Origin of the sequence: Flavobacterium sp. (assembly GCF_028689845.1) — a bacterium.
In the GTDB taxonomy this organism is placed as follows: Bacteria; Bacteroidota; Bacteroidia; order Flavobacteriales; family Flavobacteriaceae; genus Flavobacterium.
In genome coordinates this window covers 1-19,419 of record NZ_JAQVCH010000030.1, presented here as the reverse complement: position 1 = coordinate 19,419, position 19,419 = coordinate 1, and the positions used below count along the sequence as shown (strand labels likewise).

The following is a 19,419-nucleotide window of genomic DNA, read 5'->3' as shown; positions in this document are numbered from 1 at the left end:
AGGTATGTTAAAGTTTATCAAACATCATATGGATACCATTTCTGGAATCGAAATTTATCCGATTATTTCACTAAGTATTTTCTTTGGTTTTTTTACCATGCTTTTAATTTGGGTTTTTTCTTATAGTAAAGACACCATCAACGAATTGAGTGAAATGCCATTAAAAGAAGACAACGAGTTATAACCTCATTACCTATACATTAATATGAAAAAAATAGTTCCATCATACGTAAGAGTTCCATTGATTTTCGCCATCGTAATGGGGGCAATGGAATATTTCATCGACTCAGGTTCACAACCTGCATTCATCAAATTTCCAATGGTCGGTTTGTTTTTATTGGTTTTCCTCTTTTTATTGGTTGCCATTGAAATAGTAATCAGTGCGGTTGATAATGTGACTTATCACATGTTAACGGACGAACGAAAGAAACAATTAGAAGTAGCCCAATCTGTTTCCTTTACAGAAAGTAAATTTTTGAAAAACCTTTCTCAAAAACTGACTCGTACTAAAGAAATGGAAGAGGAATATGACATTATGTTAGAACATGATTATGATGGCATTAAAGAATTAGATAACGTGCTTCCTCCTTGGTGGGTGTATATGTTTTATATGAGTATTATTTTTGCTTTTGTTTACATCATTCGTTTCCATGTGCTTAATGATTATACACAACAAGAAGAATTTGAAACTGAAATGGAAAACGCTAGAATAGAAATTGAAAAGTATAAATTAACAGCTCCAGATTTATTAGATAAAGAAAAAGTAACCTTATTAACCGACGCTGCTTCCTTGGCAGAGGGTAAAAAATTATATGAAACTTCCACTTGTGCAGCATGTCACAAACCTGATGGTGGTGGTTCTATTGGACCTAACCTAACAGATGACCATTGGATTTTAGGTGGTGGAATCAAAAATGTATTCAACACCCTGATGGAAGGAGGTCGTGAAGGAAAAGGAATGGTGGCTTGGAAAGCAACAATCAAACCAGCAGACCTACAAAAAATTGCGAGTTATGTCATTTCGCTCCAAGGATCAAATCCGCCAGATGCTAAACCAGCAGAAGGAGACGTTTGGGTGGACGAAAATACTCCTGCACCAGCAGCTCCTGCCGAAGCAGAAAAACCTGCAGAAGAAGTCGTTGTGCAATAGTTAATATAAAGTAAAATCCCTAATTCGTTAGGGATTTTACAATTTAAATCTATTTAAAATGTCAAAATTACCAGACGAAAGTTTTAGAGATAGTATCGGAACCATCAATAAAGAAGGTGAAAGAGCCTGGGTTTTTCCAAAGAAGCCAAGTGGCTTTTTTTATGATAAAAGAAAACTTGTAAGCTATATATTACTCGTCTTTTTATTGTCTGCTCCTTTTATAAAAGTAAACGGACACCAATTTTTAATGTTTAACGTTATCGAAAGACGTTTTAATATTTTTGGCTTTCCTTTTTGGCCTCAGGATTTTCACCTGTTTGTGATTTCTATGATAATTGGGGTAGTTGGCTTAGCCTTATTTACCGTTGTTTTCGGACGAATTTTTTGCGGTTGGTTTTGTCCGCAGACAATTTTTATGGAAATGGTTTTTAGACGCATCGAATATTGGATTGATGGTGATCGTGGAGCACAAATTCGTTTACAAAAACAAGAATGGAATGCGGAAAAAATTAGAAAAAGAGTCTCTAAATGGATTATTTTCTTCCTGATTTCGTTTGTCATTGCCAATGTATTCTTAGCCTATTTAGTAGGAAGCGACCGATTGATGATGATGATAAAAGATGGGCCTATTGAACATCAAAGTAACTTGATTGCTTTGCTGATTTTTACCGCCGTATTTTATTTTGTATTTGCATGGTTTAGAGAGCAAGTTTGTATAATCGCTTGTCCTTACGGTCGCATGCAAGGCGTTTTATTAGATAACCAATCGATTAACGTGGCCTATGACCATGTTCGTGGTGAAAAAGAATTAGGAAGAGCAAAATTTAATAAACAAGAAGATCGTTCGACTACAGGAAAAGGCGATTGTATTGATTGTAAACAATGTGTAAATGTTTGTCCAACCGGAATTGATATCCGAAACGGAACACAATTAGAATGTATTAATTGCACGGCTTGTATTGACGAATGTGATATTATTATGGAAAGCATTGGCTTACCTAAAGGATTAATTCGCTATGCAAGTGAAGATGAAATTGTTAAAAAAGAAAAATTTGTCTTTACTAACCGAATGAAAGGTTATACCACCGTATTGGGAATTTTAATAGCCGTTTTAATTGGAATGTTGTTTTTACGAAATGATATTGAAGCAACTATACTCCGTTTACCAGGTCAATTATTTGAGCATAAAGGAGAAAACATCAGTAATGTGTACACCTATAAAATCATCAATAAAACAACTAAAGAATTTAATGAAGTAACCTTTAAATTAGTAGATCCGAAAGGTATAATTAAACTAGTAGGTAATCCGACCATTAAAATTAAACCAGATGATATTGCAAAAGGCACCTTATTTATCGAAATAAACGCAGCTCTATTAGAAGGTGATAAATCAGAATTGAAGATAGAGGTTTATGATGGCGAAGATCTTATAGAAACGGCTACCACCAACTTCATGGGACCAAGAAGTTTTAATTAACGATGTGTCTCGGATACTCTGGATACCAGCTACTTAAAAAAAACAAAAATGAAAATAAATTGGGGAACAGGAATCGTGATTGCTTTTGCAATATTTATGACATTCATACTTTTTTTTGTATTCAAAGTACAATCAGATAGTAAGTATGATAATGAATTAGTTGTTGAAGAATATTACAAACAAGAGCTCAAATTAGAAGACCAAATGAGCAGAGAGCAAAATGCAAAAGATATGGTTGAAAAAGTAATTATTTCAGCTAGTGAGGATGGAATTGCAATTGTTTTTCCAGCCAGTTATGATAGTACTAAAATTCAAGGAAAAGTGTCCTTATACAGACCGTCTAACCAAAAACTAGATTTTGAAGTGCCAATTTCTTTATCTGGTCCACATTTGCTCATACCTAAAAGTAATTTGGTAGGCGGTCGTTGGGACATTTCTTTAGATTGGTCTTATGACGGAATAGACTATTTGAACAAACAAACCATTTACTTTCAAGATTAAAAAATGCTTTATAGTGCTTTAATTTTCGGATTGATTAGTAGTTTTCATTGCATCGGGATGTGCGGTCCCATTGCGATGATGATTCCTGTAGACCGAAATAATCCCACTAAAAAGATTATTCAAATCATGCTTTATCATCTTGGTCGTTTAACTGCGTACGGAATGTTAGGGCTTTTTTTTGGCATGTTAGGCAAAGGACTTTTTCTAGCTGGTTTTCAACAACAATTGTCTATTGCCATGGGAATTATGATGATTGTCTTTGTACTTGTTCCTGAAAAAAAATTGGCACAATATAATTTTTCAAGACCTGTTTATAAATTGATTGGAAAAGTAAAATCACATTTGGGTGCACAGTTTAAACGAAAATCATTCGATGCCTTATTCACCATCGGATTATTAAACGGTTTTTTACCGTGCGGATTGGTTTATGCCGCTCTTTTTGGAGCTATTGCGATGCAAAGTGAGGTTTTAGGTGTTGCATATATGGTTTTATTTGGAATTGGCACTATTCCGATGATGAGTGCCATCGTATTAATTTCAGGATTTATCACGGTGCCGATTCGTAATCGAATTCAAAAAGCAATTCCAATTGTTGTCATTATTATTGGTGGACTTTTTATCGTTCGTGGTATGGGATTAAATATTCCGTACATTTCTCCCAATACAACGAGTTTGGTAATTCAAGCAGATGCAGATTGCCATAATTAATTTTCATTTTCGTTGTTCTCTTCCAAAAAATCAACTTGTCCAGAAGCGGTCATAAATTTTGTTTTCAAGGTATCGTTCTGAAAGTTGTTTAAAATAAACTACAAAATAAAGATGAGGCCCGCTTGACCAATCAACATTCTCACTTTTAGTATAGCTCCTTACTTGGAATTATACAATGGATTTTAGCGTAGAAAAGAGAGGAAGGAAAGAAGTGTTTTTCTCATAATTTAAAACTTAGCGGAACTCTAACTTAATGTAAATTCTACACGAAGATACTTTTTTGATGCTCCTTACTTATTAATATTTTAAGTTTTAATTTGAGAGGGTTTAATCAAAAAGTAATTGAATTTTTTTCTTTAGATTTTATATTTACTGATTTTAATCATATTTTTTATGATGAAAAAATCCGAAATTTATAGTATTAATTCTAAAAACTAGGATATGTTACAGTTTGATAGTAAGCACGTTAAAAATGTGGTGTTGCTTGGTCATACCAATAGCGGTAAGACCACGTTAGCAGAAGCCATGTTATTTGAATCTGGCATTATCAACCGACGCGGAACGGTTGAAGATCAAAATACCATCGCCGATTATACCGAAATAGAGCATGAAAAAGGAAAAACACTTTTTTCAAAATTGGTTAATTCTAAATGGCGAGGCTATAAAATCAATATACTCGATACGCCAGGATATGATGACTTGGCGGGTGAAATAATTTCATCGATGCGAGTGGCAGAATGCGGTTTGTTGCTGCTAAATTCCAAAATGGGAGTAGAAGTTGGAACTGACATCATTTGGCATTATGCTCACGAATTTAAGTTACCTTTAGTTTTAGCAATTAACCAATTAGACCATGAAAACGCCGACTTTGATAAAACTGTAGCAGAAGCGAAAGCTCATTTTGGTAGTCAAGTGGTATTGGTACAATATCCTGTTAATCAGGGTTCTGGTTTTAATGCAATTATTGATGTGTTGAATATGGTAATGTATCAATATGGACCAGAAGGAGGTAAACCTGAAAAACTTGCTATTCCTGATTCGGAAAAACAAAAAGCCATGCAATTGCATAAAGAATTAATTGAGACTATTGCGGCCAATGATGAACAATTGATGGAAAAATATTTTGAGAAAGAGGAACTGAATGAAGATGAAATGAAGCTAGGATTGCATCATTCCTTAATCAAGCATGATATATTTCCTGTTTTCTGTATTTCTGCTAAACAAAATATGGGAGCAGGAAGAATAATGGGATTTATCGATAACGTATGTCCATCAGCTTATGAAATGCCTCCACAACTAACAATTGATAATCGTGAAATTCCATGTTCCGATAAAGGGAAAACGGCTATTTTTATTTATAAAACACTTTCCGAACCGCATGTAGGTGATTTAAGTTTTTTTAAAGTACTTTCTGGAACAGTGAAAGTGGGCGATGAGTTGACAAATGAAGAAACGGGTCAAGTAGAAAAAATACTGCAATTGTTTGAAATGGAGGGAAATAAACGCATTCCTGTAGACGAACTTACTGCTGGTGATATTGGAACAACTCTCAAATTAAAAAATACGCATACCAACAATACCTTACATGAAAAAGGATTTCCAATTGCTATACTACCGATTCAATTTCCTACGCCAACGTATACAATTGCCGTAGAAGGAACCAAAAAAGGGGAAGAAGAAAAATTAGCTGCTGCTTTACATCAATTGGTAGAAGAAGATCCGAGTATCAAAATTGAAGTTTCAGCAGAATTGAAACAAACCTTGCTACACTGTCAAGGCGAATTACATTTGGCTGTAATTAAGTGGAAAATAGAAAACGCTCATAAATTATCTGTTACTTTTTCTAAACCAAAAGTGGCTTATCGTGAAACGATTCAAAGCGAAGCAGAAACAACCTATCGCCATAAAAAACAATCAGGTGGGGCAGGGCAATTTGGAGAGATTTCTATGAAAATATTTCCATGGTCTCCAGAATTACCAGAACCAACAGCTTATTCTATCCGAGGAAAAGAAGAAATTAATTTGCCTTGGGGCGGAAAATTAATGTATTATAATTGTATTGTAGGTGGAGCAATCGATACGCGTTTTCATCCTTCAATTCTAAAAGGAATTATGGAAAAAATGCAAGAAGGACCGCTCACGGGTTCGCATGTGCAAGATGTTGGTGTCATTGTTTATGACGGAAAAATGCATGCGGTAGATAGCAATGATTTATCGTTTAAAATTGCTGGAATGATGGCTTTTAAAGAAAATTTTATAAAAGCCAGCCCGCAATTATTAGAACCTATTTATGAGGTCATTATTACTACGCCAGATGAAATTACAGGTTCGGTGATGAGTGCCATTCAATCGCATCGCTCTTTGGTTGAAGGGATGGATGCGGAGGGACATTTTACTAAAATCAAAGCCTTAATTCCAATTGCAGAAATGCATGAATTTTTAGCGACTACTCGCTCCTTGTCTCAGGGCAGAGCAAAGATAGCTATGGAATTCTCACGTTATGAAAAAGTACCTTTTGAAATTCAGCAGGATTTAATTCAATCGTTCAAAAATGAATTACAAGAGGTATAAATTAACCTAACCTTTATCCACAAAAAAGCCCGAATTGAATCGGGCTTTTTTTAATGGTATTTAAACGTATTGATGGAAATTACTTCTTTATATTGTCATTGAAAATAATTGGGTGTCGGGAGCATTACGAGTCATTCGCAAATCAAAAGCCATGCATATATTGCGAATAAAAGTTTTACCTTTTTCTGTTACAGTGATAGATTTTTCATTGATGTTGACTAGTCCATCTACTTCCATTTCGTGTAAACGTGTAATGACTTCAGGAAGTTCTGAAAAATAAGTGCCATAGTCTGACCAGCTCGTATGAAACTGACACATTATATTTAAGATATGTTTTCTAATAATCAAATCTTCTTCGGTTAAAAGATGTCCTTTAAAAACGGGTAGTTCGTTTTTTTCCAAACAAGCATAATATTCTTCAATAGTTTTTACATTTTGAGCAAAACTATACCAACTATCGCTAATGGAAGAAACACCTAATCCAATCATTACTTTGGTTTTTGATGACGTATAACCCATAAAATTTCGATGTAAACGGCCTTCTTTAAACGAATGGTACATGCTATCAGTAGCTAGTGCAAAATGATCCATCCCAATTTCATGGTAGCCTTTTTTAGCCAAATGTTTTTTGCCTAATTCATACAACATGCGTTTTTCCTCATCTTTAGGCACATCTTCATCTTTAAATCCACGTTGACCATTTCCTTTAATCCACGGTACATGTGCATAACTATAAAAGGCCAATCGATCCGGATGTAACGAATTGGTTTTATCGATGGTATCGAGTACATCTTCAACTTTTTGAAAAGGTAGGCCAAAAATTAAATCATGACCAATGGAAGTATAACCAATTTCTTTGGCCCAAAATGTTACTTTCGCCACATTGTGAAAAGGCTGAATACGATGAATTGCTTTTTGAACCGTATCTGAATAATCTTGCACTCCAAAACTGACTCTCCTGAAACCAAGTTCGTATAATTTTTCTAAATGCAAGCGTGTGGTATTGTTCGGATGTCCTTCAAAACTAAATTCATGTTCTTCGTGTTTATTCGCATTCACAAATAAACCATTAATGAGACGTTCTAAATTTTCAGGGGTGAAAAAAGTTGGGGTGCCACCACCTAAATGTATTTCTTTTATAATTGGCTTTTTAGGAAGTATCTCACAATATAAGTCCCATTCTTTTAAAACAGCAGTAATATATGGATCTTCTACATCATGTCGTTTTGTGATTCGTTTGTTGCAACCACAAAATGTGCATAAACTTTCACAAAAAGGCAAATGAATGTACAAACTAATTCCTTCTGAAGTATTGCTTTCATGAAAAGAACGTTGTAATGTTTCTTTCCATTTCAATACTGAAAAGCTATTTTCATCCCAATACGGAACAGTAGGATAGCTTGTATACCGCGGACCAGGAACATTATATTTTTGTATTAATGACATTTTTTAATTTTTATTGAAAGACTTTTATGAAGTTGGAATTCAGTTTTTATTCTTAAACAGAATCCCTCAAATACAAACCAAAGGTAAATGAGTGAGTTTTAAAAAAAAATGATAATTGTCATACAAAAAAAAGAGCTCTGTGGAGAGCTTTTTTTTAACTTAAATTGATTTTTTGACGACTTCAAACCACTTCTCTGCGAGTTGATTATCTCTGTAATAGGTGATTTGAATAGGTTTTTCATATTCAAAATCATAGAACTTCATCGCCGTTTCTTGCGAATTCGTTTTGTTTTTAAATTGTAATTCTACTTTCGTCACAAATTCTTTTTTCTTAGGTGCGTGGTGATTATGTTCTACTTCACGAATGATTTTGCAGTCGCTCATCTCATTTAAATCTACATAAGAAACGAGTTCTGGTTTAGTGTTTAAATCAATTAGGACTAGTTTTTTCTTTTGTTCGTTAAAGGCAACAATTTTGTTATTGATGTTATCACGATTAGAAAATTCTGCTGAATTTCCTTGGTTGAATCCTTTGAGAATAGTCTCGATTTTGTTTTTGTTTTGGCTTTGCGTACGCAACATTAAAAAAACAGGGAATACAGTGATTAGAATTAATACTAATCCGATTAAGGTGGTGGAATTTTCCATTTTTATTTTTTAGGTATATTAGTTTTTACTTTTAGTTTATCTAAAAGTAGTTTGAATCACGAATATTCAAAAACGGATTACCAAAAATAATGATACGGAAAGAGTAATTTTGAAACGCTTTCACACCGATTGATATCTTGTTGAGCAAGAAAAAGGGAAAAGGGTTTAATTATAAATATAGCGGAAACTTCAAATAAATGAAGAAAATAATTGGAAAAAGAAGTCTTGTTTACTTTTGAAACAACTTGTTGTTGGTTTTCTGAAATCGATTGAATAAGTCCAACCGACTGAATAGATTCTGCCGATTGTAAACGTTGTTCTTTCGAAACATTTTTTTCAACAGGAATAACTGTGGACGTAGAGCCCAACACAAATAAAGCAATCAAACTTGCTAAAACAACGCTATGTTTTATCCATTTCACGGAACAAATGTAAGCAAAGTTTCGATGCAAATTATTTATTTTTCAAAACAAAAAAACCATACGTTTCGGTATGGTTTTAAGAACAGTTTTATTGCGATTTATTCGTTTTTTAAATTGCGTAATTGGCTGAGTTTTTCTTTCCAAGTATGTAATTCATCTTTGTGTTTTTCAATGTTTTTAAATACTTCTTTCACTAACGGATTGTCTTTTTTAGCATGGGTAAAAAACTGAATATTATTTTCTAATTGTAAAATTTCAGATTGTACTTCTTCAATTTTCCGAATAATAAATATTTTTTCACCTTCTAGTTTACGATGGTCATCAGAGCCAGCAAGCTGTTCTAATTTATTTGAAAAACGCATCATATCTCCATCTTTTTTGCTCAAGCTTAGTTTTTCAAACAAGGCATCTAAAATTTTGTTGAATTTTCCTTCCACATGTCTTCTAGAAAAGGGTACGCGACCAAATGATTTCCATTGTTCAATATGGGCTTTTATAGCATCCAAATCGGTTTTATGATCACCAACAAGTTGAAATTCTTTGATGGTATCCAAATAAGCTTTTTTCTTATCAAAAGCTTCCATTTCTTCTGAATTCGCCTCATTGCGAGTTGCTTTCATTCGGTCAAAATACTGATTACAAGCTTGTTTGAATTCTTTCCAGACTTTGTCAGAATATTTTCTTGGTACATGACCAATTTCTTTCCATTCCACCTGAATTTGTTTCATTATTGGTGTGGCTGCAGAAAAATCTTCATTAACACTCAACGCTTTGGCTTTTTCGACTAAAGCCATTTTTTTACTCAAGTTGTCGTTTTGCTCTTTTTTAATATCTTTATAAAATGCATTTTTATGTGCATTGAAGCTTCTTACAGCGGTTTTAAAGGAAGCCCAAGTTGCCTCGTTTACTTCACTTGGCACTTTTCCTGCAGAAAAGAAAGCATTACGCAAATGTTCTACTTTTTCAATTAAGGCTTGCCATTGTGAGTGTACGGTTACTTCTTCTGTGGCCAATTTTTCAATTTCAGCAATGATTTCCGTTTTACGCTCTAGATTGGCATTTTCTTTTTCGCGTTGATTGGCATATAACGATTCGCGTTTGTCATGCATTTGTTTGGTTAATGCACTAAATTGATTCCAAATTTCTTCGCGGTGTTCTCTATCTACTGGTCCGATTTCTTCTTTCCAAATGCGGTGTAAATCTTGTAACTCACGGAATGCTTTGGCAATATCTTCTTCTAAAACCAACTCTTCCACACGAGTAATTATCTTTTGCTTTTGCTCTAAATTATGTTTAAAGTCAAAATCTCGGGCTTCTCTATCCAAGTGTAAAATATCATAAAAATTTTCTACATGAAAATGATAGTTGTTCCAAACATGGTTATATTTATCTCTCGGAATTGGCCCAATTGTTCGCCATTCTTCTCGCAATTCATTAAAGTGTTTTAACGTGTCTTTAATATTTTCTTGCGGATTAATTAAATTTTTAATTTCTTCTACAATTTCTTCTCGACGAGTCAAATTGCTGTTTAAATTATTTTGTAAACTTTTAAAATGGGTATGTTGTTTCCCTTTTATTTGTTTATATAATTGATCAAATTTATCTTTTAAAGGTAAATGGTAATGAAAATCTTCAGAGCCTTCTGTTTGTTCTGCAGCAAATTCTTCTTTTTTCTCATCAATAAAATGATGGTATTTAGATAAAAATTCCTTCTTAATTTCTTCTACATGTTCTTTGACAGACATTACTTTTTCAACCAAAGCCAGTTTTTCCAGCTCTTCCACTAAAGAATCCATTGATAAGGTATCATATTCCAACATCGGAATATTATGACGTTCTTTCAATGTTTCATCTTCACTTTCTTCCGCATTGGATTCGTCAATAGATTTCAACACATTTTGATTTCCTTCTTGTGCTGTTTCACTATTTTCCTCCGAAAGTGAGCTAACGGGTTCTGCTACTTCTTCAATCGGCATTGCAGTTTCTGCTTCTTCAATTGACGCAATTAATTCAGAATTTAATTCAGAATTTGGTTCAATTGCTTCGTCATCAGCAAGTTGATGTGTTTCTGTAATATCAACAGCTTGTGTTGCTTCGTCGATTGAAACATTTTCTTGGTTTCCGTCTGTCTCATTTTCAATTGGCGACAGGTTATCATTCTTTTCTTCTAACATTGTAAAAAATGTGTAAGGTTCATATTATAGCGGTTAAAGATACTAAACACTCATTAAAAATTCAAAGAAATGTCCGTATTTATCCCTATTTTGTTTTATCAAAGATAGTATTTACATTTTTTTTAAAGGAGAATCACTTTCTATTTTGTTGCAAAAACTATTTTTGTTCCAAATTTTCCAGCCTTTTTCTGCTTGTATTTGTAACATTTCTAATCCGTTTTTTGTTATTGCTCCTTTTAATCGGGCTTGTTTTAAAAAGATTGTTTCTTCCGGATTATAAATTAAATCATATGCCAAATGTTCTGACGTAAAAAAATCGAAAGGAATTGGTGGATATTCTTCAATAGTTGGATGTGTTCCCAAAGGGGTGCAATTGATGATTATTTTGAAATTATCAAATGTTGTAGCATTTATGAAACGATAATCTAAGCTGTTTTCGGTTTTACTTCGTGAAGCAAACGTATATAAAATTCCCAATTCGTCTAAAGCAAATGCTATCGCTTTAGCCGCCCCACCAGTTCCTAAAATTAAAGCTTTTTGATGATGGGATTGTAATAGCGGTTGAATGGATTTTTTAAATCCGTAATAATCGGTATTATACCCTTTTAGTTTTCCTTTTTTGGTGATTTTGATGCAATTTACTGCTCCAATCTTTTCCGCTTTGGGATGTATTTTGTCGAGATACGGAATTATTTTTTCTTTGTAAGGAATGGTTACGTTCATCCCACAAATAGTAGGATTTTCTCTTCTTATTTTTGGAAATTGAGCAATTCGAATTAAATCAAAATTTTCATATTCACAATCGGTTAGCTTTTCTTTTTCAAACTTTTCAGTAAAATATTTTTTAGAAAAAGAATAGCTAATGTTTTTTCCGATAAGACCAAATAACCTACTCATTTTTTACTTTCTTTTTGGGCAAAAACTGTTTTATTAATGGAATATTTGCTACGATAATAATCAAGATGATAAACTTCTCTAAATGTTCTTTGACGTATTCAATTTGGCCTAAGAAATAGCCAAGCATACTAATAACTGCAACCCACAGTACTGCTCCGATGAAGCTGTATTTTAAAAAGGTTTTGTATGGAACATTGGTTGTGCCACTTAAGAATGGCACAATGGTTCTAACTACTGGAATAAATCGAGCGATAATAATGGAATTTCTCCCATGTTTATCAAAAAATGTTTGGGCACGCTCAATATGACTTTTTCGAATGATGAACTTTTTATCGCTATGAAGTATAAACGAACCAAACTTTTTTCCGACATAATAATTCACATTGTCCCCTAATAAAGCAGCGACTATTAATAAAGGGACAATGATAACGATATCTAATTCGCCTCGAGCGGAAATCATTCCAATAGCAAAAATTAAAGCATCTCCGGGTAGAAAGGGCATTAAAAAAGACATGACAATTAAACCTGTTTCAGCAAAAACAAGCAAGAATAAAATAGCATAAATCCAATTATCATATTTTTCAATGAGCTTGGACAGAATTTGGTCAGGCTGGGATAAAAATTTTATAAATAAGTCAAATAAATCCATTTAGTTGCTGTTTGGGATGCTTTTCCTTTATTTAGAATATTTGGCTCCCACTTTTTCCACTATAAAAATAGTTAAAAAACCACAAATCATCAAAACAAATGCGATTATTAAATGTGAGTCGCCTTCAAAATGCATCGGTAAGATACTTTTTTCTATAAACGGAACTTCTACGCCGTGGGAGTCAATTCTGGTAGATATTATTTTTTTCCAAGGCCATACTTTATTTAAAGAACCTAACATAAAACCGGTTAATAGAGCCAACGTAGTATTGCGATGGTTATCAAACATCCAATGCAAGATTTTAGAAAAGAGTTTTAATCCTAAAATCGCTCCAATTGCAAAAGCACCAAGTTTTAAAAGAGCATGATAGAGTTGGGTAGGATTTAAGGTTATTAAACCTTCTCGAAATTGATTGATGGTGCCAATTACAACCGCATAAGAGCCCAGTAATAACAAGATAAAAGCTCCAGAAATACCGGGCAAAATCATCGCTATAATCGCTATAAATCCTGAAAGAAACAAGAAAAAATAACTATCGGGAGAAGCAACAGGTTCGGCAATGGTGATGTAATACGAAATGACTGTTCCAACAATAAAGAATGCCAATACGCCAATTGAAAATTTAGAAATTTGTTTTCCGATAAAAAATATACTCGCAACCACCAAGCCAAAAAAGAACGACCAAACCAGAATAGGTTGTGTTGCTAATAAATGGGTGATGATTTTTGAAAAAGTTAAAATACTAATGGCGATTCCCAATAATAAGGCAACTAAGAAACTCCCGTTAATTTGTTGCCAAGCGATTTTGAATCCGTTTTTTTTCCATGAAGGGAAAAAAGATAAATCAACTTTATTGATTGTATCAATGAGTTCTTGATAAATTCCAGAAATAAAGGCAATGGTTCCGCCAGATACACCGGGAACGACATCGGCTGCACCCATAGCTAATCCTTTGAGTGTGATTAAAAAATAATCAGGAAAAAATTTTCTCATAAAAAAAGCGTTCCGTTTTAGAAACGGAACGCAAATTAAGGATTTTTTTTTGATAAGTAGGAATGAAATATTCCTAAGATTTTAAATGTTTGATAATTACATTTTGCACGATTTTTCTATCCCAAACCACTGGGAACAACTCTTGAAATAGTGTTCGGTTATTGGAATTGATTTGTAAGGCTTTTAGCAAATGTTTTTTTCCTTTGGTATTATCTAGTAACATATAATACATTCCGGCCAAACGGTATTCAATTTCATAGTCATTTTTAAAATATTCTGATGCTTGTACTAAAGTCTGAATGGCACTATCAAATTCGCCTAAAAACTGCATGATATCTACCCAGAATAACCAAGTATCTAGTTGATAATCACCAAATTCAACTGCTTTTCGGTAACCAAACTCGGCTTCTTCATAAAAATTCATTTGCCGATTAATATTGGCATAGCGTTTCCAATATAGCTGATTTTCATTATCAATTGCCAATGCTTTATTGACATAATACAATGCTTTTTGGTAATTTTTTAATCGAATATAAAAATCGGTAATTGCAATCCAACCTTTGTCTAACAATGGATCTTCATGCACCGTTTTGTTGTAATAGTGAATGGCTTCCGCTTTATTTCCTAATTTTTCGTAGCATTTTCCAATGCGAAGTAAGGCATAGGAGGTAGGGTCTTCTAATTCAATAGTACGTTGGAATGCTTCGATGGCTTCTTCATAACGTTTTAATTTTTCGAGTGACTTTCCTTTTTCCATAAAAGCCCCAATAAACTCTTCGTCAATTAAAGTGGCATAATCAAAACTTCGCAACGCATTTTCGTAATCTTTGATACCGTAGCTCAATCGACCTTGTTGATGCCAAGCAATTTCGCTATATGGATTTTTTTCGATGTATTCTTTTAGATAGGCAATTGCTTCTTTGGGTTGGTCTAAAAATTCAAAACAATAGACCACATTATACAAAGCAGATTGATCTTCCATATCAACTTCTAAACATTTGATAAAGTTGTATTTGGCTAATTCTAGATTATCCATAAACAAATATTCCATGCCCAACAAATTATAAACATCGGCAAAATCATCTGTAAAAGTTAAGGCTTTTTGGAGTTCTTCAATAGCCTTGTCATGCTGGTCTCGTTTAGAATAGATGTTGGCTTTTTGAATATAAATTTCTTCATTATGGGGCTCAATGGCATAAAGTTCATTGAGCATTTTTTCGGCAACTTCTAATTTATCATCATAAATCAACATCTCAATTTGAACCAACTTTAACCCCGTTGATTTAGGATGCTGATCTAACGCTAATTTCAATGCTTTTTTAGCGAGCGATGCCTTGCCCATATCCAAGTAATGAAGAATAATTTCTTCAAACTCTTCTGAATCGAAAAAGAAAACTTTATTGGTTTTCAACATCGATTCAAATTTAGATAAGGACAGGTTATAATCGTCTTCTTCGTGACTTAAATGCATACTCGATTTTTTAAAATTATCCCACTACTAAAATAGGAAAGGAAAGGCTTTTATGTTTTTTTAGCCAAAGATGTTTTAAACAATTTAATTAACAGGTTTTAAGGTGTTATGTTTTGCATTTCAAGTTTAGTATTTTAAAAACTTTAAACTTTAAACTTTAAACTTTAAACTTTTTAAACTATCTCCTCCAAAGCTTCCAAGATAATCGCACAACCTTCTCGAATTTCATCTTCTGAAATGGTTAAAGGAGGCGTAATGCGAATGGCTTTTTCTTCAAAAAGCAACCAAAACAAAATTAATCCTTGATCTTGACATTTAAAAATAACGTCATTAGTAATTTCTGCACTCGGCATCATCGCGGCTAACATTAATCCTTTTCCTCTAATCTCTTCTATCAAAGGATGTACCAAAAGTGACCGAAATAGTTTTTCTTTTTCTAAGGTTTGCGGAATGAGGTCTGTTTCGGTTACTTCCCGCAAGGTTGCCAAGCAAGCCGCAGCAATGACAGGATGTCCGCCAAACGTAGTAATATGGCCCAATTTTGGATTATCACTCAACAAATCCATGTATGCTGCTTTGGCAGTAAATGCTCCAACAGGCATTCCGCCGCCCATTCCTTTACCCATAATTACAATATCGGGCACTACATTATAGTTTTCAAATCCGAAAAGTTTACCCGTTCGGCCAAAACCGGGCTGAATTTCATCGATGATTAAAAGGGCTCCAACTGCTTCACAACGGGCTTTAATTTTTGTTAAAAACCCGTTCGTAGGTTGGATAAATCCAGCACCACCTTGAATGCTTTCTAAGATGACGCCAGCCGTTCGTGTTGTTATTTTTTCAATATCGGATTCCTTATTAAAGGTAATAAAATCGACGTCTGGAATTAATGGTCGAAAGACCTGTTTGCGTTCTTCAAAACCCATTACACTTAATGAACCCATTGTATTACCGTGGTAGGCATTGTGGCATGAAATGAGTTGACTACGGCCAGTTACGCGTCGGGCGAGTTTTAAAGCTCCTTCCGTTGCTTCTGTTCCAGAGTTGACCAAATAGGTTTTATCTAAACTTTCCGGCATGTTCTCGGCTAACAATTTGCAATACGCCACGGCTGGATCTTGGGCATATTCGCCATAGACCATCACATGCGAATATTTATCTAGTTGGTCTTTTATCGCTTGGTTTACACGTGCCGGTTGATGTCCTAAACTGCAAGCTGAAACGCCCGCTACAAAGTCTAAGAATTTTTTCCCGTTGGTATCGTAGATGTAACTTCCTTTGGCATGCGAGACTTCCATTCCTAACGGATAAGGTGAGGTTTGTGCTTGGTATTTTAGGAAATCGTTTTTCATTTTTTTTCTATGGGTTATAATGGCTTTTTGCAGGTATTGGCTGATGGGTTATGGATGTTTGCTGACGCCACTGTTTTTACTACCCACTACCTACGACCTACTATCTACGACCTACTATCTACTTCCTTCTTAACCTCTTTTAACAATTCTAGTTGTTCTAACGTTTCTTTTCGGACTTCCATCGGAACAACTTCTTTTTTGGCATCAGCTTGGGTTTCTCGTTTCATCTGCTCTTCATATTCTTGTTCTTCGGGTGGAAAAATGTCGTCTTTTGACCTTATTCGTTCCTCGCCACGCCAAATAAAACCTTTAAGTTTTCGAGCATTTTCGGGTAAGTCTTTTTCAGGATAAATCTCGCCCTCCGATTTCGTAAAAAAGGTAATGGAGTTAATTTCATTTTCATCCAACGTCATGTTGATGCTACTACTCGCACTTTTATTAATGCCAATAAGTTCTTGTTCGTCATTCCGCATATAATAGATGACTTCAGTATTTTTGACCACATCGACTTCATAGAGTTTATTATCTCTAAATTTTCCGTAGAGATTTTGTCCTTTTACTTGATTAAAACCAGTACCAATTGTGTCTTTGGACGCAATAAAGGTATTATTGAGTACTTTTAATGAGTCGAGTTTTTCAGTTTCTTTGTTGGAAATAAGGTGCATCAAATCGCCCGTCATTTGGTTTTCATAATTCCACATCACCGGATTACCCATTAGCTTGGTAAGTCCTGTTTTTTCTGACGAATGTAACGAATCACACTTTCCGCTCATATCGATTTTATAAAATCGGACGTTGGGATAACTTCGAATCACGCGTTCTTCTGGTTTTCCGGTTACAATTAATCGTTTTCCGTGAATATATAATGTATCTTTTTCGACCAAGGTCATCGCTACCGCACGTTTGGTCATCATTAGCGAATCTTTTGCTTTATAGATTTCGCCATAATGCCCTTTTACGATACTATTGTTGATTGAATCGGTAATTTTTACATTTCGTGTAGCCGATGCAAAATCTTTGTTGCGGTCATAATATAAACTATCTCCTTCGATACGGCGGTTGTTGTATTTGATATATGAGTTTTTGACAAAATGGGCCAAGTTTTTTTTGGTGTCGTAAAAACCTTTTTCGGTATAAATATAATTTTCCTTGCTGGTAATCGTAGAAGGTCCAAAAAGATAGGCGTGACCTACGTTTTCATAGTAATCCAGGTGATTGGTTTTGATAACTGTTTTGGGATTTGTAATAGTTACAGCTTTACGAAATTGGTACATTTTGTTTTGCACCACATACGTTCCAGCTTGACTGGTGAGCACATTTTCTTTATCGTTTATGGTTCCACCTGTAGTGTAATAGGCGAGTTGGCTGTTTCTGTCGAAATGCACGACTTCCGACTTTAAGGTCGAACTTGGCGAAGTCATAATTACATTTCCAGAAGCATAGGCGAGTTTGTTTTCACCGTTATATTCGGCATAGGTACTGGTCATCGTAATGGTGTCGCCCTGAACCATTCGTACCTCGCCAAAAGCTTTGAGGTAATTTTCTTTTTTGAATAAATAGGCTTTGTTGCAAAACAAAATCGCTCCTTCGTGACTCACACGCACATTTCCCGTCAGTAAAATCGCATCTGGAAATTGGATTTCGTCCACGTCAAAAAACTCGGCATATTCTACAAAGATTTCCTTTTTTTGTTGAGCCGTTACAAAATGGAGGCAAAACAGAGAGAGTAGGACAAAGAATTTGGTTTTCAACAGTTAATTTTTTTCAAAATTAGTAAAAAGCGGGGAAGGGCAATGCATGTTAGGATTTTTTTAGGCTAAAGTTTATAAATGATAGAAAGATTATAGATTTCCCACAATTACCTGAAATTTATACTTTTGAATTGATTAAAACCAGTTTTTAAATTAAAATTTGTTTTAGCCCATCGGCAATACTTATCCAAAGAAAATTGTAAAATGATTTTTCTTGATTGCGTTTAACTTCAATTTTTACGGTTTTGAGTTCTTTATTAGAATCATCTTTCACAATTAAGTTCCCAATGGCTGATAAAAATTTGTTCTTTTCAACTCGTTTATTACCTTTATAAATCACCACTTTTAAGTCGTCATATTTTAAAGAAAAATCACCTTTATTAATCAAATCATTTCCTATGAAATCAAAATAAACTTCTTCTAATGCTCCATTAATTTTTATGTTGATATAAGGTTTTGTGAAGATTTCTAACTCTTTGGCATCAAATTTAAAAATAGAACCTTTGATTTTGAATCCTTCTGTTTTATCTAATACATTAAAAGACCAATCTATTTTTAAAGGCGATTTTTTCATGAAATTACAATTTACTTTGATTTTTACATCAGGTAATTTCGATTTGTTTAAACCGCTTTCAATATCTTGAACAAACATATTGAAATCACTGAAAATTAATTTTCCTGGCTCATTTTCAAATGTTTTCCCTTCTTCATAGGTTAAAAAAGAATTTTTTATTTGAAGGGTGTCAACTTTAATATCGGCATTTAAATTTCGTAATAAGTTGTTGTAGAGCTCTTTTTTTGACAAATCGTCCTCTGGAATTTTTGATCTAAAAATAGTGGCATTCATTTGGTGAATAGCCACCGATTGAGTTTTAAAGAAAAACGTATCCTTTTTAAATCCCCAAGCCATATTATTTAGTGAAATTTCCTCGGCAAAAATCGAATATAGATCTTTTTCTTTTGGAATTTTTTGTACAAAATCTCTTCGGCTATATTTTGGTTTTAGCTGAAAATCTTTAAGATTAAGTCCGTTTTTTGTTGCTGACAGTTGATTGCTTTTAATGGTATAAAACGCATTGTCACCATAATAAAGACTATCACAATTTAAAAAATATTTGTGATAAGAGAAAGGTATTTTTTTATTGATTGTTTTTTCGTTTAAAACAATTCCTTCTACTTTAAAATTGACGTTATGGGCTTTTAAGAGGA

General features: G+C 33.8%; 17 protein-coding genes. 6 read left to right on the top strand and 11 right to left on the bottom strand.

The genetic code is table 11. The features are described 5' to 3' along the window. Positions 1 to 4 precede the first annotated feature (4 nt). From PHR76_RS10820 to PHR76_RS10795, 6 genes are all read left to right on the top strand, one after another. Complete coding sequence (locus tag PHR76_RS10820) at positions 5 to 184, top strand: CcoQ/FixQ family Cbb3-type cytochrome c oxidase assembly chaperone (protein WP_300062292.1); 180 nt, start codon at positions 5 to 7, stop codon at positions 182 to 184. A gap of 21 nt (positions 185 to 205) precedes the next feature. Then, positions 206 to 1,150, top strand: coding sequence for a cbb3-type cytochrome c oxidase N-terminal domain-containing protein (locus tag PHR76_RS10815; RefSeq protein ID WP_300062290.1), 945 nt, complete (start codon positions 206 to 208; stop codon positions 1,148 to 1,150). A gap of 58 nt (positions 1,151 to 1,208) precedes the next feature. After that, positions 1,209 to 2,627 (top strand): cytochrome c oxidase accessory protein CcoG, encoded by a 1,419-nt coding sequence (gene ccoG, locus PHR76_RS10810; RefSeq protein WP_300062287.1) that lies wholly within the window; start codon positions 1,209 to 1,211, stop codon positions 2,625 to 2,627. A gap of 48 nt (positions 2,628 to 2,675) precedes the next feature. Further along, the gene (locus PHR76_RS10805) at positions 2,676 to 3,128 is read left to right on the top strand and encodes a FixH family protein (RefSeq protein ID WP_300062284.1); all 453 of its coding nucleotides are present in this window, start codon (positions 2,676 to 2,678) and stop codon (positions 3,126 to 3,128) included. Positions 3,129 to 3,131: 3 nt separating this feature from the next. After that, on the top strand, positions 3,132 to 3,836 hold the full coding sequence (locus tag PHR76_RS10800; protein WP_300062281.1) for a sulfite exporter TauE/SafE family protein: 705 nt from the start codon (positions 3,132 to 3,134) through the stop codon (positions 3,834 to 3,836). 441 nt (positions 3,837 to 4,277) lie between these two features. Further along, positions 4,278 to 6,407 carry an elongation factor G gene (locus PHR76_RS10795; RefSeq protein ID WP_300062278.1) on the top strand — a complete coding sequence of 710 codons (2,130 nt, stop codon included), beginning with the start codon at positions 4,278 to 4,280 and terminating at the stop codon, positions 6,405 to 6,407. An 87-nt stretch (positions 6,408 to 6,494) separates the two neighbouring features. Here PHR76_RS10795 and hemN read toward each other — a convergent pair whose 3' ends face one another. The 11 genes from hemN to PHR76_RS10740 all read right to left on the bottom strand — a co-directional run. Further along, the gene (gene hemN / locus PHR76_RS10790) at positions 6,495 to 7,853 is read right to left on the bottom strand and encodes an oxygen-independent coproporphyrinogen III oxidase (protein WP_300062275.1); all 1,359 of its coding nucleotides are present in this window, start codon (positions 7,851 to 7,853) and stop codon (positions 6,495 to 6,497) included. A gap of 159 nt (positions 7,854 to 8,012) precedes the next feature. Continuing rightward, positions 8,013 to 8,501, bottom strand: coding sequence for a hypothetical protein (locus PHR76_RS10785; protein ID WP_300062272.1), 489 nt, complete (start codon positions 8,499 to 8,501; stop codon positions 8,013 to 8,015). A 77-nt stretch (positions 8,502 to 8,578) separates the two neighbouring features. Continuing rightward, positions 8,579 to 8,923 (bottom strand): hypothetical protein, encoded by a 345-nt coding sequence (locus tag PHR76_RS10780; protein WP_300062269.1) that lies wholly within the window; start codon positions 8,921 to 8,923, stop codon positions 8,579 to 8,581. Between the two features lie 98 nt (positions 8,924 to 9,021). Beyond that, positions 9,022 to 11,097: a DUF349 domain-containing protein gene (locus PHR76_RS10775; RefSeq protein WP_300062266.1), complete on the bottom strand. Its 2,076-nt coding sequence runs from the start codon at positions 11,095 to 11,097 to the stop codon at positions 9,022 to 9,024. Between the two features lie 111 nt (positions 11,098 to 11,208). Further along, a complete protein-coding gene (locus tag PHR76_RS10770; protein ID WP_300062263.1) occupies positions 11,209 to 11,994 on the bottom strand; it encodes a shikimate dehydrogenase in 786 nt (261 codons plus the stop codon). Then, positions 11,987 to 12,643 carry a VTT domain-containing protein gene (locus PHR76_RS10765; RefSeq protein WP_300062260.1) on the bottom strand — a complete coding sequence of 219 codons (657 nt, stop codon included), beginning with the start codon at positions 12,641 to 12,643 and terminating at the stop codon, positions 11,987 to 11,989. The genes PHR76_RS10770 and PHR76_RS10765 overlap by 8 nt, the downstream gene beginning before the upstream one ends. A 27-nt stretch (positions 12,644 to 12,670) precedes the next feature. Next, positions 12,671 to 13,636, bottom strand: coding sequence for a DUF368 domain-containing protein (locus PHR76_RS10760; protein ID WP_300062257.1), 966 nt, complete (start codon positions 13,634 to 13,636; stop codon positions 12,671 to 12,673). Positions 13,637 to 13,709: 73 nt separating this feature from the next. Then, complete coding sequence (locus PHR76_RS10755) at positions 13,710 to 15,107, bottom strand: tetratricopeptide repeat protein (RefSeq protein ID WP_300062254.1); 1,398 nt, start codon at positions 15,105 to 15,107, stop codon at positions 13,710 to 13,712. Positions 15,108 to 15,280: 173 nt separating this feature from the next. Continuing rightward, the gene (locus PHR76_RS10750) at positions 15,281 to 16,459 is read right to left on the bottom strand and encodes an aspartate aminotransferase family protein (RefSeq protein ID WP_300062251.1); all 1,179 of its coding nucleotides are present in this window, start codon (positions 16,457 to 16,459) and stop codon (positions 15,281 to 15,283) included. A gap of 104 nt (positions 16,460 to 16,563) precedes the next feature. After that, positions 16,564 to 18,213 (bottom strand): OstA-like protein, encoded by a 1,650-nt coding sequence (locus PHR76_RS10745; RefSeq protein WP_300062327.1) that lies wholly within the window; start codon positions 18,211 to 18,213, stop codon positions 16,564 to 16,566. 145 nt (positions 18,214 to 18,358) lie between these two features. Then, positions 18,359 to 19,419 (bottom strand): hypothetical protein (locus PHR76_RS10740; protein ID WP_300062248.1); only part of this gene is annotated, 1,061 nt, incomplete at its 5' end.

Bases quoted from the DNA above. Each gene is read 5' to 3' on its own strand.
- PHR76_RS10805 (WP_300062284.1), top strand. From the start codon at position 2,676: ATGAAAATAAATTGGGGAACAGGAATCGTGATTGCTTTTGCAATATTT.
- PHR76_RS10785 (WP_300062272.1), bottom strand. From the start codon at position 8,501: ATGGAAAATTCCACCACCTTAATCGGATTAGTATTAATTCTAATCACT.
- PHR76_RS10750 (WP_300062251.1), bottom strand. From the start codon at position 16,459: ATGAAAAACGATTTCCTAAAATACCAAGCACAAACCTCACCTTATCCG.
- PHR76_RS10775 (WP_300062266.1), bottom strand. From the start codon at position 11,097: ATGTTAGAAGAAAAGAATGATAACCTGTCGCCAATTGAAAATGAGACA.
- PHR76_RS10820 (WP_300062292.1), top strand. From the start codon at position 5: ATGTTAAAGTTTATCAAACATCATATGGATACCATTTCTGGAATCGAA.
- PHR76_RS10770 (WP_300062263.1), bottom strand. From the start codon at position 11,994: ATGAGTAGGTTATTTGGTCTTATCGGAAAAAACATTAGCTATTCTTTT.
- PHR76_RS10765 (WP_300062260.1), bottom strand. From the start codon at position 12,643: ATGGATTTATTTGACTTATTTATAAAATTTTTATCCCAGCCTGACCAA.
- PHR76_RS10755 (WP_300062254.1), bottom strand. From the start codon at position 15,107: ATGCATTTAAGTCACGAAGAAGACGATTATAACCTGTCCTTATCTAAA.
- PHR76_RS10815 (WP_300062290.1), top strand. From the start codon at position 206: ATGAAAAAAATAGTTCCATCATACGTAAGAGTTCCATTGATTTTCGCC.
- hemN (WP_300062275.1), bottom strand. From the start codon at position 7,853: ATGTCATTAATACAAAAATATAATGTTCCTGGTCCGCGGTATACAAGC.
- ccoG (WP_300062287.1), top strand. From the start codon at position 1,209: ATGTCAAAATTACCAGACGAAAGTTTTAGAGATAGTATCGGAACCATC.
- PHR76_RS10800 (WP_300062281.1), top strand. From the start codon at position 3,132: ATGCTTTATAGTGCTTTAATTTTCGGATTGATTAGTAGTTTTCATTGC.
- PHR76_RS10760 (WP_300062257.1), bottom strand. From the start codon at position 13,636: ATGAGAAAATTTTTTCCTGATTATTTTTTAATCACACTCAAAGGATTA.
- PHR76_RS10795 (WP_300062278.1), top strand. From the start codon at position 4,278: ATGTTACAGTTTGATAGTAAGCACGTTAAAAATGTGGTGTTGCTTGGT.